This is a genomic window from Micromonospora humida, from assembly GCF_016901255.1.
GTDB lineage: Bacteria > Actinomycetota > Actinomycetes > Mycobacteriales > Micromonosporaceae > Micromonospora > Micromonospora wenchangensis.
Genome location: NZ_JAFEUC010000015.1, coordinates 134,971 through 148,831, shown reverse-complemented (window position 1 = coordinate 148,831; position 13,861 = coordinate 134,971). Strand labels below are relative to the sequence as shown.

The window sequence follows — 13,861 nt, the reverse complement described above, 5'->3', positions numbered from 1 at the left end:
CCTGCGTGGTGAGGTCTGGTTCGGCTGCCCCACCATCTGCGTGGCGGACACCGGAGGCGATCCGGGCCGAGGGGGACCGGATCGCCGCGCTGCTCGACGCGGGGCAGCGGTGGTGGGACGCGGGCTGGGCGCACTGGCGGCCGGATCCGTCCTGGCCGGTGCCGCAGCTGCCGCCCGGCTGGGCTGCCGTGCCGTGCTGACCTGACCCGCCCCCGCGCAACCCGGCACTCCCGGACCGTGCGACGGGCCCGGCGTGGATCCGCCGGGCCCGTCGGGTGCGGGTTCGCTCAGCGCGTCTGACGGCGGGTCTTCAGGGCGCTGTCGATCAGCCCCCAGACCACCACTCCGGCCGCGCTCAGCGCGATGATGACTCCGAGGGTGTCCCGGTTGTCCTGGTCGGCGAGCCAGGTCAGCCGGTCGGCCAGGGCCGGATTGAGCAGCCGGTCGGAGAGCGCCAGCCACGCCACCGGCACCGCGAACGCCACGTCGAGCAGGCCCTTCACCCCGAACAGTGGCCAGTTCCAGCGTCCGATCCGGTACTTGACGATCTCGAACACCACGCTGGCGGCCAGCACCACGATCAGCGCCGGCAGCCAGAACGCCCACAGCGCCGGGGCGAGGATCGGGATGTTGCCGCCGTCGGTGTCGTGCACCCACGACTGGAAGTGCTGCAGGGGCAGGTACCCGATGGCCAGTGCGAGCATGGCCACCGTGGCGACGGTCTCGGCGAGGGAGACGTCCCGGTGGGTGGGGACGTCGGGGAGTTGGTCGACGGTCCAGCCGGGCATCGTGGGGTCCGGCTGGGCGCGTTCGATGACGGCGAACGTCAGGGTGAGCCAGAAGGCGATCTGCACGGCCACCTGCATGGCGGCGACGATCCCCGGACCGATGGCGCCGAATCCGTCGCCCTGTGCCACCTCGACGGCCACGACGACCGTGCCGACGATTGCCGGGATGAAGCTGAGCAGCAGTTTGAGCAGTCGGAGCCAGACGAGGTAGTAGGCCGGGCCGATGAGCTGGAGCCGGCGGTCGGCGTACCGGGAGGCCAGCAGGTCCGGGTTGCCCAGCTCGGTGAGCACCTCCCGTTCGGCGGTGGCGGTGTGCTGGCCGCCGCCGCTCCGGTCCTCGATCATGTCCTCGATGGAGGCGCGCAACTCGGTGGCGATCTCGTCCCGGCGCTCGGCGGGCACCGAGCGGAGCGTCGCCGCGAGGTAGCGGTCGGTCAGGGTGCTCATCGGTCGACTCCTTCGATCAGCCCGGTCACGGAGGTCTGTACGGCGGCGAGGTCGTCGAGCAGTCGGGTCAGCACCGTCTCGCCGTCGGCGCTGGTCCGGTAGAACTTGCGTGGCCGGCTTTCCTCGGTGTTCCACTCGCTGGTCAGCAGCCCCTGTTCCTCCAGCCGCCGCAGCAGCGGATAGAGGGTGTTGGCGTCGACCGGGAAGCCGTGCCCGCCAAGGCGTTGCAGTAGTGCGTAGCCGTAGTCGGGCGTGCGCAGGGCCAGCAGGCTGGCGACCACCACCGTGCCGCGGCGCAGCTCCTGGAGATGGGTCCGCAGAACCTCTTCGTTGACCATGTGTCACACCATACTGTGTGGCACACACTAATGTCTACCGGCGCAGCAATGTGGGGTCGGCACTATGCGAGCCGGGGCGTCGGGAAACCCCGACGCCCCGGCTCCGACCGGCTGATCAGCAGGGCCGGCCCTGCCGGAAGGCCCGCTCGACGTGGTCCGCCAGCCCGACCTGGAAGTAGCCGACGCCCGGCCGGATCGGGTGCCCGGTGAACAACTCGACCCGGTTGCCGAACCGCACCAGGTACGCCGTGTCGTCTCCGGCGTCGTTGTGGATGAACTCGCCCCGGGGGCCGTAGATCCGCGCCACCTCGGCGAAGGACATGCCCACGCCCGCCCCGGCCGGCGAGCGGGGCGGTGCGGTGGCGGTACCCATCTCGACCAGCCGCCCGTTGCGGAAGGCCACCATGATCTTCCCGGCCCACTCGCCGGTGACGCCGGCCGTGACCACGCCCTCGCAGTCGACGGCCGTCCAGTCGATCAGTCCGGCCGCGGTGAGCCGGGTCAGTGACGCGCCGATCCGGAACGGCCCCGCCCCCCGGACGCTGAGCAGGTCGGTGCCGGTGGAACGCCCGGGGAGGCCGCCCGACCACAGTCCGGCGGCGACCCCCGGCGCGCGGTCCACCGTGGACCCCGACGCGACGCCGGGATGCGCCCCGGCCGGTACCGCCGGCGCGACGACGGCCAGGGTCAGCACGCCGGTGAGCAGGATGGTGCGGAGACGATGCATGACAACTCCTTCGCGGGTACGGGTCTGTCGTTCTGTTGGTCTCCACCGGGCCGGAATCCGTTCGTCGGCTTTCCGACCGACTCCGGCGCACACCGGCACCCGCCGCCGGTTACCGTGCGGTGGGGGTGGAACGATGGGCACTCCGGCGTGGATCGGGCCCTACCGGGTGCAACGGCTGCTCGGTGCGGGCTCCTTCGCGACCGTCTGGCTCGGTCACGATCCCGCTCTCGACTCCCGGGTCGCGATCAAGGTGCTGGCCGAGAACTGGAGCCACGACCTGCGGGTCCGCGAACGCTTCCGGGACGAGGCCCGGCTGCTGCGGCGGCTCGACCACCCCCGGCTGATACGGGTGCACGCGGTCGGCGAACTACCCGACGGCCGGCCGTACGCGGTGCTGGCCCTGGCCGACGGCGGAAGCCTGCGGGACCGGTTGGCCGCCGGGACGCCACCGGTGCCGCCGGCCCTGACGCTGCTCGACGAGATCGCCGCCGGGGTCGCCGTGCTGCACCGGGAGCGGGTGGTGCACCGCGACCTCACCCCGGGCAACGTGCTGTTCACCTCCACCGCCGACGGGGAACGGGTGGTCATCGCCGACCTCGGGCTGGCCAAGGCGCTCGCCGCCGCCTCCGGGCTGACCGCCCGCGCCGGCACGCCCGGCTACATGGCGCCCGAACAGGACGATCCGCTGGCCGTGGTGGACACCCGCAGCGACGTGTTCGGGCTGGGTCGGCTCGGCCTGCGGTTGCTCGGCGGTCCCGGCCCCCGGCCGGACCTGGACGGGGTGCCCGCGCCGGTGGTGGCGGTGCTACGCCGGGCCACCGCGCCCCGCCCCGCCGACCGCTACCCCGACGCGGACGCTTTCCGGGCGGCGTTGCGCCGGGCCGCCGGGGCACCCGACGACCCCGCCACCCGGCGACCGGGGAGGGCGTTCCCGGTGGGGGAGGCGCGGCCGGTCGGCCGGGCGGGTTCGGCGGCCGGTCGCCGGGTGGCGCGCCGGCTGGGCCTGGCCGGGGCCGGTGCCCTGATCCTGGTCGCGGTGGGTGCCACCGGCGGTGACGCCACCCGGCCCACGGCCGACGGCCGGTGGGGCCGCAGCGGGCCGGTGAGCGTGCTCCTGCCGGCCGGCTGGCGGGCCGCCGGGACGGGCTGGGCCGGCCGGTACGACGCGCGGGGGCGGCTCGAACCGGCGCTTGTCGTCTCGCCCGACCCGGGCCGGTGGGCGACCGACCCGACCGTGCCGGGGGCCTTCGTCGGCCTCTCCGCGACGCTGGGCCGGCGGTCCACCCCGGCGGACCTCGTCGCGCAGCGTCCGCACGCCGACTGCGTGGCCGCCCCGGTACGGCGGGTACGCCGCGGCTCGACGGTCTGGGTGGTCGCCCGGTTCACCTGCCCGGCGGGTCGGCCGGTGCTGGTCGAGGCCGCCGCCCGTGCCGGCCGGGTCGGGCTGCTCTACGTGCAGGTCGCCCCGCCGCAGGGCAGCGGGCCGGACGTCGTCGACGCGCTGCTGGCCGGGGTACGCGTGCGGCCCGGCTAGACGACCACCACCGTGACCAGGTACGTCGTCCCCTCGTACGGGATGCTCACCCCGACCGTGCCGGCGCGCAGGAAGCGGAGGTCGACCACGCCGGCCTCGTAGTTCTGGTCGACCAGGTCCTCCCGGTCCACCGTGACCTCGCCGGGGCCGATCCCCTGGAGCCGGAGCACCCCGCCGACGCCCAGGCACAGCGAGGTCAGCAGCGCCAGCTCGGTGTCGGCGAGGACCAGGTCGTAGCGGACCGGGCCCAGGCAGGCGCTCGGCCGTGGGCTCGCCGACGGGGGCCGGGTGCCCCGGGTCCGGTCGGGGGTGGACGGTGCCGGTGCGGGCCGCGTCGACAGCGCCCCCACGGTGCCCGGGGGCGGGCCGGCCGGGGTCGGGGCCACGGTGGTCGGGGGTGCGGTCGTCGGGATCGCCGGGGTGGGCGTCGGCGCCCGGACCGGGAGCGGGGCGACCGGGGCCGCGCAGCCGGTCACCGGTACGAGCAACAGCGCGGCGGCCAGCCCCCGGCCGGTCCGCTCAGCCACCGGTCAACCGTTCCCGGACCTGGCGGCGGGCCTGGTGGACGCGGGATTTCACGGTGCCCTCCGGCACGTCGAGCAGGGTGGCTATCTCGGGGTAGGACAGGCCGAGCAGGTCGCGCAGGGTCAGCGCCTCGGCCGCCTCGGGGCGGACCGCGTCCAGCGCGTCGAGCAGGTCGAGCCGGGTGCCGGCGACCACGCTGGTGCGTCGGGGGTCCGGCGGGTCGGGCAGCGGCACCCCGCCGGCCTCGACCTGCCAGCGTCGGCGCAGAGTCCGGTACGTCGACCGGGCCCGGTTGGCGGTGAGCCGGTACAGCCAGGTGTGGAACGACGAGCGGCCCTCGAAGCGTCCGATGCCCCGGGCCACCGCGAGCAGGGCGTCCTGACAGGCCTCCTCGGCGTCCTCCCGGTGGGGCAGCAGCCGGCCGCACAGCCGGAGCACTTCGGGGCGTACCGCCGTCAGCAGCGCGTCCAGCGCCCCCGGCTCGCCCCGGGCGGCGGCGCGGGCCAGGTCGTCGATGTCGTCCGTGAGGAGCATTGCCGTCCCCCGAGCGCCGTGGTGTGGTGCCGTCGAGGCTAGGCGGCCGGGACCGGCCGGGCCACCCCGCACCGGCTCGGCCTCCGGTCGAGTTTCATGTCACACTGCGCAAGTTTGCAGGCACTGCACTTTTGTTCGTACGCTCCCCTCGTGACCAGGGACGAGGGACTCGGACGGCGGGACCGCAAGAAGCGGCAGACCCGCGCCGCACTGGCCGCCGCCGCGCTGCGCCTGGTCGCCGAGCGGGGGCTGGACCAGGTCACCGTCGAGGAGATCGCCGAGGCCGCGGACGTCTCCGCCAGGACCTTCTTCAACTACTTCGCCACCAAGGACGACGCGCTGGTCGGCGACACGGCGGGCGACCGGGAACGGGTGCTGCGGGCGCTGGCCGCCGTACCGGCGCAGGTGCCGGCGCTGACGGCGATCCGGTCGGCCCTGGCCGGCGTGATCGACGAGGTGGAGGGCGACGCCGCGTTGTGGCTGCTGCGGATGCAGGTGGTGATGCAGCACCCGATGCTGCTGGCCCGGCTGGTCTCCGGCAACGCGACGACCGAGCAGGCCATGGTCGAGGCGCTCGCGGCGCGTACCGGTCACGACCCGGACGACGGCTATCCCGCCCTCGTGGTGGCGGTCACCGGGGCCGCGCTGCGTACCGCGATGGTCCGCTGGGCCACCGGCGGCGGGTCCCGTTCCCTGGCCGAACTGCTCGACGAGGCGTTCGCCGCCGTCGCCGCCGGGCTGCCCGACCCCCGTACCCCCGACCAGCCCGGCGCGACCGCGCCGGACGTGCATCGAGCCCGGTAAGGAAACGTCCATGACCGCAACTGCCGCGTCGACCCCGCCCGAGGTGGGCACCGGCCGGATGTCCCGCCGGGAGGTCCTCCAGGCCCTCTCCGGCCTGATGGTGGGCATGTTCGTGGCGATCCTCGCCTCGACCGTGGTGGCGAACGCGCTGCCGCGCATCATCGCCGAACTCAACGGCAGCCAGACCGTCTACACCTGGATCGTCACCACCGAGCTGCTGGCGATGACGGCCACCGTGCCGCTGTGGGGCAAGATGGCCGACCTCTACAGCAAGAAGCTGCTCATCCAGCTCTCCCTCGGCCTGTTCGTGCTCGGCTCGTTGATCGCCGGCCTCGCCCGCAACGTGGAGACCCTGCTGGCCAGCCGGATCGTGCAGGGTGTCGGCGCGGGCGGGATGACCGCCCTGGCGTTGATCGTGATGGCGGCCATGATCCCGCCCCGGGAGCTGGGCCGGTACGCCGGCATCTTCGGCGCCGTGTTCGGCGTCGGCACGATCGCCGGCCCGCTGATCGGCGGCGTCATGGTCGACACCTCCTGGCTGGGCTGGCGCTGGTGCTTCCTGATCGGTGTGCCGTTCAGCCTGCTTTCGATCGTCCTGCTGCAACGCACCCTGCACCTGCCGGTGGTGCGCCGCAGGGCCCGCATCGACTGGTGGGGTGCGCTGCTGATCACCGCGGGCGTGTCCACCCTGCTGGTCTGGTCGTCGCTGGCCGGGCACCGGTTCGCCTGGGCCTCGGGTTGGACCGCGCTGATGGTCGTCGGCGGGCTGGTGCTGCTGGCGCTGGCGGTCTGGGTCGAGTCGAAGGTGCCCGAGCCGATCATCCCGCTGCGGATCTTCCGCAGCCGTACGGTCACGCTGACCACGGTCGCCAGCGTGCTGGTCGGGGTTGCCCTCTTCGGCGGCACCGTGTTCCTGTCGCAGTACTTCCAGACCTCGCTGGGCAAGTCGCCGACCGTCGCCGGCCTGATGAGCCTGCCGATGATCCTCGGCCTGCTGGTCTCCTCCACCGTCGCCGGCCAGCTCATCACCCGGTTCGGCAGGTGGAAGGCCTACCTGGTGGCGGGGGCGGCCGTGATGACCGTCGGCATGCTGCTGCTGAGCACCATCGACGCCGACACCGGCGTGCCGCTGCTCTCGCTCTACATGGCGGTGCTCGGCACCGGCGTGGGCATGCTGATGCAGAACCTGGTCCTCGCCGCCCAGAACGACGTGCCCGCCCACGAACTCGGTGCGGCCACCTCGGTGCTGACCTTCTTCCGCAGCATGGGTGGCGCGATCGGGGTCAGTGCCCTCGGCGCGGTGCTGGCCAACCGGGTTACCGGCCTGATGACCGAGCGGCTCGGCCCGGCGGCCGGCGTCACCGGCGGCGGCACCACCGAGGTGCCCGACCTGTCCGCGCTGCCCGCCCCGGTCCTGGCGATCGTGCGGGACGCGTACGCCACCGCCACCTCGGAGCTGTTCCTCATCGGTGCCCCGATCGCCCTGCTCGCGCTGGTCGCGGTCGTCTTCATCAGGGAGAAGCCGCTGCACGAGGTGAGCGGCGATGAGCGGGCCGAGCAGGAGGCAGCGACCCTGACCGCGATGCACTGACCGGTCGACCGGCGGCGCGGCCGGGCCCGGGGCGGACGCGTCGGGCCCGGGCCGGGTCTCACGCGGCGACGACCCGGGAGCGGACCCGGCGCACCGTCACGACCAGCAACACCCCCGCCGCGAGGGTCAGCACGCCGGCGAGCGCGACGATCCACGGCAGCCGGTCCGACAGCGTGGCGGGCAGCCCCCAGGCCCCGTGGTCGCGAGGAAAGGTGATCTCGCCGGTGAGTTCGCGGTGCAGTCGGCCGCTCTCCAGCCGTAGCCGGGCCCGCCAGGGTCCGTCGGGAAGCTGCCGGCCCAGCAGGACCTCGGCGTGCGCGGTGCCGCCGGGCGGGACGGTGGTGCCGACGGTGACGCCGAAGGGACCGGCGGACAGCCCGCCCGGCCCGTCGGAGAGCCACAGCTTGCCGGAGAGGTCCAGGGCGCGCTCCCCGGTGTTGCGGACCGTCGCCCGGACGACCGGCAACCCCTTGTCGGTACGCCCCGGCACCAGATCGTCGATCTCGAAGTCCGACGGTGGTTCACCGCCGGGCCCGACGTCGAGGTAGATCCGGATGCCCGCCCGGTTGATCTTCTGTACGGTGCCCCGGGTGGGATCGGGTGTGGTCGAGGCGACCGAGGCCCAGATCGCGCCGTACCGTTCGCCGCGTGGGGCCGAGGGTGGGATGTCGACGTTCACGCGAAGCGTGGTGGTGCTGTACGGCGGGGCGACGAAGCTGGGTTGATCGATATGGACCCACTCGGGCAGCTCGTTGGCGTTCGGGTCGGGTGACGGCACAAACTGGTTGTCCCGGATCTCCGCCGCGTCGACCGACATGGTGATCTTCTGGGACCGGGGGGAGTCGTTGGTCACCGCGAAGCGCCGGCTCATGGTGGCGCCCGGCGTCAGGTGATCCACGATGTACACCCGGGCGCGGGGGTCGTCGCGCCGGTCGGCCGACGCCTCCAGCAGCTGGATGCCGATGCTGCCCGAGGGTTCACCCCGCTGGTCGCCCCCGGTGTCCCCGTCCCCCTCCGCTGCGACGGGGACACCGGTGGCGGCGAGGAACAGCGCGACGAAGAACGGCGCGAGGAGCACGCGCCACCGCAACTGTGTCGCCGGGGTCATCGGATCAGGCGACCGAGTGGGTGATCGTGCCGGTGAACTGCCCGGCGACGGCGGAGAGCGGAACGGCGACGGTGAGCAGCGGGTTCCAGGTCGCCGAGTTGTTGCCGGTGTCGGCGGGGAGCACGGTGTGGCTGAACGCGGTGGCCGGCGTGTCCAGGGCCGTGCCGTCGGCCGGCGGCGGCGGGTCGCAGGGGCTCGCCTGGCCGGGGACGAAGGTGCCGCTGCCGGTGGTGGCGGTGGCGTCGCCCGAGCAGTAGTAGATGTCGCTGGCCGGGATGCTGGTGCCCGGGTCGGTGCCGGCGCCGGTGATGAAGGCGGTGCTGCTGACCGTGGCGACCCAGCTCGGGGTCGCGCTGGCCCGCAGGTCGTCGACGGTGATCGCGCCGAGCTGGCCGTACGCGAAGCCCCCGGGGGCACCGTCGTTGGCCAGGTCGACGGTGTCGGGGACGGTGATCTGCAGGGCCCCGGCGGTGACGTCGAAGGTGACAGTCGTGTCGCACGGGTCGCTGGCCACACAGGTGCCCGCGTACGCCGGTGTCGCCGTCAGGAGCCCGGCTGCCAGCGCCGCCGCCCCCACCACGGCGGCGAATGCGAGTCCTCGTCTCATGTCGTCTCCTTTGCCTTTGGTCATGGCGAATTGCCGACCTCAGACTAGGAACCGCTCGACCTTTTTGTCCTCTATACCGCCATTTGTGAAGAATGCGAGTGGGTGTTCGTTCTGCTGCCGTCGCCGATGGTCGGGAAGGCTCCGACGGGGTGGCGGGGCGGTCGGCGGTCGCTGTCGGGGGTGCGGTCGGTGACCGTCGGCGATGCCCGGCCGACACCCCGCGCCGCTACCGGGCCGGCGCGTGGGGCGGCCCGGTAGGGTGGGCCGGTCGTGCCTGTTCCGCCTTGATCGACCTTCCCCGGGGGCTCACGTATGAGCGATTCGTTCGCGCATCTGCACGTGCACACCGAGTACTCGATGCTCGACGGGGCGGCCCGGCTGAAGGACCTCTTCGCCGAGGCCAACCGGCTGGGGATGCCGGCGGTGGCGATCACCGACCACGGCAACATGCACGGCGCGAACGACTTCTACAAGCAGGCGATGGCCGCCGGCATCACCCCGATCCTCGGCGTCGAGGCGTACGTCGCGCCGGAGTCGCGCTACCACAAGGCCCGGGTCAAGTGGGGTCGGCCGGAGCAGAAGAGCGACGACGTCTCCGGTAACGGCGCGATCACCCACAAGACCATGTGGGCGCGCAACGCGCAGGGCCTGAAGAACCTGTTCACCCTCAACTCCCGGGCGTCCATGGAGGGGCACTACGTCAAGTGGCCCCGGATGGACATGGAGCTGATCGCCGAGCACGCCGAGGGCATCATGGCCACCACCGGCTGCCCGTCCGGCGCGGTGCAGACCCGGCTGCGGCTGGGCCAGTTCGACGAGGCGCTCAAGGTCGCCGCCGCCTACCAGGACATCTTCGGCAAGGAGAACTACTTCCTGGAGATCATGGACCACGGGCTCTCCATCGAGCAGCGGGTCCGCGAGGATCTGATCACCATCGCCCGCAAGCTGGACATCCCGCCGGTGGTCACCAACGACTCGCACTACACCCACGAGGCGCAGGCCGAGGCGCACGACGTGCTGCTCTGCGTGCAGACCGGCAGCAACGTCGCCGACCCGAACCGGTTCCGCTTCGAGGGCGGCGGCTACTTCGTCAAGTCCGCCGACCAGATGCGCGCGGTCGACTCCTCGGAGTTCTGGCAGCAGGGCTGCCGCAACACCCTGCTGGTGGCCGAGAAGGTCGACCCGAGCGGGATGTTCGAGTTCCACAACCTGATGCCGCGCTTCCCGGTACCCGAGGGGGAGACCGAGGAGTCCTGGTTCCGCAAGGAGACCTTCAAGGGGCTGGCCCGCCGCTACCCGGGGGGCATCCCCGAGGGGCACGTGGTGCAGGCCGAGTACGAGCTGGGCGTCATCAACCAGATGGGCTTCCCGTCGTACTTCCTGGTGGTGGCCGACTTCATCCAGTGGGCCAAGAGCCAGGGCATCGCGGTGGGTCCCGGTCGTGGTTCGGCGGCCGGTTCGCTGGTGGCGTACGCGTTGGGCATCACCGACCTGGACCCGATCCCGCACGGCCTGATCTTCGAGCGGTTCCTCAACCCCGAGCGGGTCTCGATGCCGGATGTCGACATCGACTTCGACGAGCGTCGGCGCGGCGAGGTGATCAAGTACGTGACCGACAAGTGGGGCGAGGACAAGGTCGCCCAGATCGCCACCTTCGGCACGATCAAGGCGAAGGCCGCGATCAAGGACTCGGCCCGGGTCCTCGGCTTCCCGTACGCGGTCGGTGACCGGATCACCAAGGCGATGCCCCCGGCGGTGATGGGCAAGGACATCCCGCTCACCGGCATCTTCGACCCCAAGCACCCCCGGTACGCCGAGGCCGGCGAGATCCGGGGCCTCTACGAGACCGACCCGGACGTCCGCAAGGTGATCGACACCGCCAAGGGCATCGAGGGACTGATCCGGCAGACCGGCGTGCACGCCGCCGGCGTGATCATGTCCGCCGAGCCGATCATCGACCACATCCCGCTGATGCGCCGGGACGCCGACGGGGTGATCATCACCCAGTTCGACTACCCGACCTGCGAGTCGCTCGGGCTGTTGAAGATGGACTTCCTCGGCCTGCGCAACCTGACGATCATCGACGACGCGGTCAAGAACATCCAGCTCAACCACGGTCGGGAACTCGACCTGCTGGGTCTGCCGCTGGACGACAAGCCCGCCTACGACCTGCTGGCCCGGGGCGACACCCTCGGGGTGTTCCAGCTCGACGGCGGGCCGATGCGTTCGCTGCTGCGGCTGATGAAGCCGGACAACTTCGAGGACATCTCGGCCGTGCTGGCGCTCTACCGGCCCGGCCCGATGGGCGTCGACTCGCACACCAACTACGCGCTGCGCAAGAACAACCTCCAGGAGATCACCCCGATCCACCCGGAGCTGGAGGAGCCGCTGCGGGAGATCCTCGCCCCCACCCACGGCCTGATCGTCTACCAGGAGCAGGTGCAGCGCGCCGCGCAGATCCTCGCCGGTTACACCCTCGGTCAGGCCGACCTGCTGCGCCGGGCGATGGGCAAGAAGAAGAAGGAGATCCTCGACAAGGAGTTCATCCCGTTCCGGGACGGCTGCCGCGAGCGCGGCTACTCCGACGAGGCCATCCAGGCCGTCTGGGACGTCCTGGTGCCGTTCGCCGGGTACGCCTTCAACAAGGCCCACTCGGCGGCGTACGGCCTGGTGTCGTACTGGACGGCGTACCTCAAGGCGCACTACCCGGCCGAGTACATGGCGGCGCTGCTGACCTCCGTCGGTGACGACAAGGACAAGATGGCGCTCTACCTGTCGGAGTGCCGCCGGATGCGCATCCAGGTGCTGCCGCCGGACGTGAACACCTCCGCCGGCCCGTTCACCCCGGTCGGCAAGGACATCCGGTTCGGCCTGGCCGCCGTACGCAACGTCGGGGCCAACGTGGTCGCGGCGATCATGCGGTGCCGCGACGAGAAGGGCGAGTACGCCGACTTCTACGACTTCCTGTCCAAGGTCGACGCGGTGGTCTGCAACAAGAAGACCATCGAATCCCTGATCAAGGCGGGTGCGTTCGACTCGCTGGGGCACACCCGCAAGGGCCTGCTGACCGTGCACGCCGACGCCATCGACGCCTTCGCCGACGTCAAGCGCAAGGAGGCCGTCGGCCAGTACGACCTGTTCGGGGCCGGCTTCGGTGACGCCGACACCGGCAGCACCACCGTGATGCCGACCATCGGCGACGCGGAATGGGACAAGCGGGACAAGCTCGCCTTCGAACGCGAGATGCTCGGCCTCTACGTCTCCGACCACCCGCTGTTCGGCCTGGAGCACGTCCTCGGCGCGGCGGCCGACACCACCATCGCCGCGCTGTCGGAGGAGGGCACCGTGCCCGACGGCGCGGTGGTCACCCTGGCCGGCATCCTCTCCGGCGTGCAGCGCCGGGTCACCAAGCAGGGCCGGGCCTGGGCCTCGGCGGCGCTGGAGGACCTGGCCGGCGGGGTGGAGACGCTGTTCTTCCCGAACACCTACGAGGTGATCGGCCAGTACATCGCCGAGGACGCGATCGTGGTGGTCAAGGGCCGGGTGGACCGGCGCGACGACACCCCCCGGATCATGGCGATGGACATGTCCATGCCGGACGTCACCAGCACCCCCGGCAGCAAGCCGGTGACGCTGACCATCCCGGTGCACCGCTGCACCCCGCCGCTGGTGGAACGGCTCAAGGAGACCCTGGTGCTGCACCCGGGCGACACCGAGGTGCACGTCAAGCTGCTCAACGGCGGCAAGGTCACCACCCTGCGGCTCGGCCCGTTCCGGGTGGCCGCCACCACCGCGCTGATGGGTGACCTCAAGAGCGTCCTCGGCCCCGCCAACGTGAGCTGACCCGCCGGGCGGTGGGTGACCACCGCCCGGCGGCCGGCGGCCAGGTCACTTGCCGCCGGTCACGATCCCCGGGTTGATGCACAGTCCGGGGGTGCTGCCGTTCTTCTCGGCGATCTCCAGGCAGCGGGACACCTTGTCGACCTTGACGTTGGTCTCGGTGATCTGCCGCTGGATGTCGGCGTTGCGGCGGTCCTGTTCGAGGTTGCGGGTCTGGGCGAGCTTGTCCTGGAAGGCCTTGATGTTGCCCTCGGTCTTGTCGTCGTGGTTGACCCGGGTGATGGTGACGGACAGGATGTCGACGTCGCCGGAGAGCCGGCCCTCGGCGTTGCTCCGGATGCTCTCGGCGAACGGCTTGAGGTCGACGTTCAGGTTCCCCGTCCGGGCGTCGATCTTCTCCAGCGGGTTGTAGGTGGCGAAGGCGTCGTTGACCGCGCTGTCGAGCTGCACCCCCACCCGCTGGCCCCGGAAGCTCTCGAAGTCGCCCTTGTAGTCCATGAACTGCTTCGGCGCGTTCTCCGGCTTGACCTGCCACTCGATCAGCACCTCGACGCAGGCGTCGGCGAGGGTGCCGGTGCGGACCCGGACGCAGTCGTCGCCGCCGATGTGGTCGTACTTCTGCCGGCCGGCGTCCCACTCGCCGACCTTCTGCCAGGGGGCGACCCACTTGAGCCCGGAGCCGGTGACCTCGCCGGTCGGTTTGTTGAAGCTGGTGACGATGCCGACCGAGCGGATCGGCACGGAGTGCGCGCTGGCGCCGATCCCGAACAGCAGCGCGCCGGCCAGGCAGCCGAGCGCGACCAGCGTGCAGGTGCGCTTGACGGCCGGGTACCGGGCGAGGAGCCGGACCGCTCCGGCGACCAGCGCCCCGACGGCGAGGATGACGGCGAACGTGAAGCCGACGGGCACGGGGCATCACCCTTCCGAGGGAGCGTCGTTATGTGGATCATCAACCTAGGTCAGCGGGTCAAGCCGGTGCCGGTCGGGTGGCCGGCGGGTGCGGGCCACCACCGGCGGA

13 protein-coding genes are annotated in these 13,861 nt (G+C 72.0%); 5 read left to right on the top strand and 8 right to left on the bottom strand.

The window, feature by feature from the left end; translation table 11 throughout:
- Positions 1 to 5 precede the first annotated feature (5 nt).
- Positions 6 to 200, top strand: coding sequence for a hypothetical protein (locus JQX11_RS26425; RefSeq protein WP_232378609.1), 195 nt, complete (start codon positions 6 to 8; stop codon positions 198 to 200).
- 87 nt (positions 201 to 287) lie between these two features.
- Here JQX11_RS26425 and JQX11_RS26420 read toward each other — a convergent pair whose 3' ends face one another.
- From JQX11_RS26420 to JQX11_RS26410, 3 genes are all read right to left on the bottom strand, one after another.
- Positions 288 to 1,235: a permease prefix domain 1-containing protein gene (locus JQX11_RS26420; RefSeq protein WP_204927640.1), complete on the bottom strand. Its 948-nt coding sequence runs from the start codon at positions 1,233 to 1,235 to the stop codon at positions 288 to 290.
- Complete coding sequence (locus JQX11_RS26415; protein WP_204927639.1) at positions 1,232 to 1,573, bottom strand: PadR family transcriptional regulator; 342 nt, start codon at positions 1,571 to 1,573, stop codon at positions 1,232 to 1,234. Before JQX11_RS26415 ends, JQX11_RS26420 begins: the two co-directional genes overlap by 4 nt.
- Before the next feature lie 115 nt (positions 1,574 to 1,688).
- Positions 1,689 to 2,300, bottom strand: coding sequence for a hypothetical protein (locus JQX11_RS26410; RefSeq protein ID WP_204927638.1), 612 nt, complete (start codon positions 2,298 to 2,300; stop codon positions 1,689 to 1,691).
- A gap of 133 nt (positions 2,301 to 2,433) precedes the next feature.
- Between JQX11_RS26410 and JQX11_RS26405 the strand changes: the two genes are divergently transcribed.
- Complete coding sequence (locus JQX11_RS26405; RefSeq protein WP_204927637.1) at positions 2,434 to 3,834, top strand: serine/threonine-protein kinase; 1,401 nt, start codon at positions 2,434 to 2,436, stop codon at positions 3,832 to 3,834.
- Here JQX11_RS26405 and JQX11_RS26400 read toward each other — a convergent pair.
- Positions 3,831 to 4,361, bottom strand: a complete 531-nt coding sequence (locus JQX11_RS26400; protein WP_204927636.1) for a hypothetical protein — start codon at positions 4,359 to 4,361, stop codon at positions 3,831 to 3,833. The two genes, JQX11_RS26405 and JQX11_RS26400, sit on opposite strands and share 4 nt — an antisense overlap.
- A complete protein-coding gene (locus JQX11_RS26395) occupies positions 4,354 to 4,893 on the bottom strand; it encodes an RNA polymerase sigma factor (RefSeq protein ID WP_204927635.1) in 540 nt (179 codons plus the stop codon). The genes JQX11_RS26400 and JQX11_RS26395 overlap by 8 nt, the downstream gene beginning before the upstream one ends.
- A gap of 150 nt (positions 4,894 to 5,043) precedes the next feature.
- On the opposite strand from JQX11_RS26395, the gene JQX11_RS26390 reads away from it, so the two are divergent.
- Positions 5,044 to 5,697, top strand: coding sequence for an acyl-CoA-like ligand-binding transcription factor (locus JQX11_RS26390; RefSeq protein ID WP_307826359.1), 654 nt, complete (start codon positions 5,044 to 5,046; stop codon positions 5,695 to 5,697).
- Positions 5,698 to 5,707: 10 nt separating this feature from the next.
- A complete protein-coding gene (locus JQX11_RS26385) occupies positions 5,708 to 7,288 on the top strand; it encodes an MDR family MFS transporter (RefSeq protein WP_232378608.1) in 1,581 nt (526 codons plus the stop codon).
- A 58-nt stretch (positions 7,289 to 7,346) separates the two neighbouring features.
- On the opposite strand, the gene JQX11_RS26380 is transcribed toward JQX11_RS26385, so the two are convergent.
- Together JQX11_RS26380 and JQX11_RS26375 are read right to left on the bottom strand one after the other, a co-directional pair.
- A complete protein-coding gene (locus tag JQX11_RS26380; RefSeq protein ID WP_204927633.1) occupies positions 7,347 to 8,396 on the bottom strand; it encodes a hypothetical protein in 1,050 nt (349 codons plus the stop codon).
- 4 nt (positions 8,397 to 8,400) lie between these two features.
- Positions 8,401 to 9,003, bottom strand: a complete 603-nt coding sequence (locus tag JQX11_RS26375) for a hypothetical protein (protein ID WP_204927632.1) — start codon at positions 9,001 to 9,003, stop codon at positions 8,401 to 8,403.
- Positions 9,004 to 9,315: 312 nt separating this feature from the next.
- Between JQX11_RS26375 and dnaE the strand changes: the two genes are divergently transcribed.
- A complete protein-coding gene (gene dnaE / locus JQX11_RS26370) occupies positions 9,316 to 12,846 on the top strand; it encodes a DNA polymerase III subunit alpha (protein ID WP_204927631.1) in 3,531 nt (1,176 codons plus the stop codon).
- Positions 12,847 to 12,891: 45 nt separating this feature from the next.
- On the opposite strand, the gene JQX11_RS26365 is transcribed toward dnaE, so the two are convergent.
- Positions 12,892 to 13,752, bottom strand: coding sequence for an SPFH domain-containing protein (locus tag JQX11_RS26365; protein WP_204927630.1), 861 nt, complete (start codon positions 13,750 to 13,752; stop codon positions 12,892 to 12,894).
- Positions 13,753 to 13,861 lie beyond the last annotated feature (109 nt).

Bases quoted from the DNA above. Each gene is read 5' to 3' on its own strand.
- JQX11_RS26410 (WP_204927638.1), bottom strand. From the start codon at position 2,300: ATGCATCGTCTCCGCACCATCCTGCTCACCGGCGTGCTGACCCTGGCC.
- JQX11_RS26375 (WP_204927632.1), bottom strand. From the start codon at position 9,003: ATGAGACGAGGACTCGCATTCGCCGCCGTGGTGGGGGCGGCGGCGCTG.
- dnaE (WP_204927631.1), top strand. From the start codon at position 9,316: ATGAGCGATTCGTTCGCGCATCTGCACGTGCACACCGAGTACTCGATG.
- JQX11_RS26405 (WP_204927637.1), top strand. From the start codon at position 2,434: ATGGGCACTCCGGCGTGGATCGGGCCCTACCGGGTGCAACGGCTGCTC.
- JQX11_RS26380 (WP_204927633.1), bottom strand. From the start codon at position 8,396: ATGACCCCGGCGACACAGTTGCGGTGGCGCGTGCTCCTCGCGCCGTTC.
- JQX11_RS26420 (WP_204927640.1), bottom strand. From the start codon at position 1,235: ATGAGCACCCTGACCGACCGCTACCTCGCGGCGACGCTCCGCTCGGTG.
- JQX11_RS26395 (WP_204927635.1), bottom strand. From the start codon at position 4,893: ATGCTCCTCACGGACGACATCGACGACCTGGCCCGCGCCGCCGCCCGG.
- JQX11_RS26385 (WP_232378608.1), top strand. From the start codon at position 5,708: ATGACCGCAACTGCCGCGTCGACCCCGCCCGAGGTGGGCACCGGCCGG.
- JQX11_RS26415 (WP_204927639.1), bottom strand. From the start codon at position 1,573: ATGGTCAACGAAGAGGTTCTGCGGACCCATCTCCAGGAGCTGCGCCGC.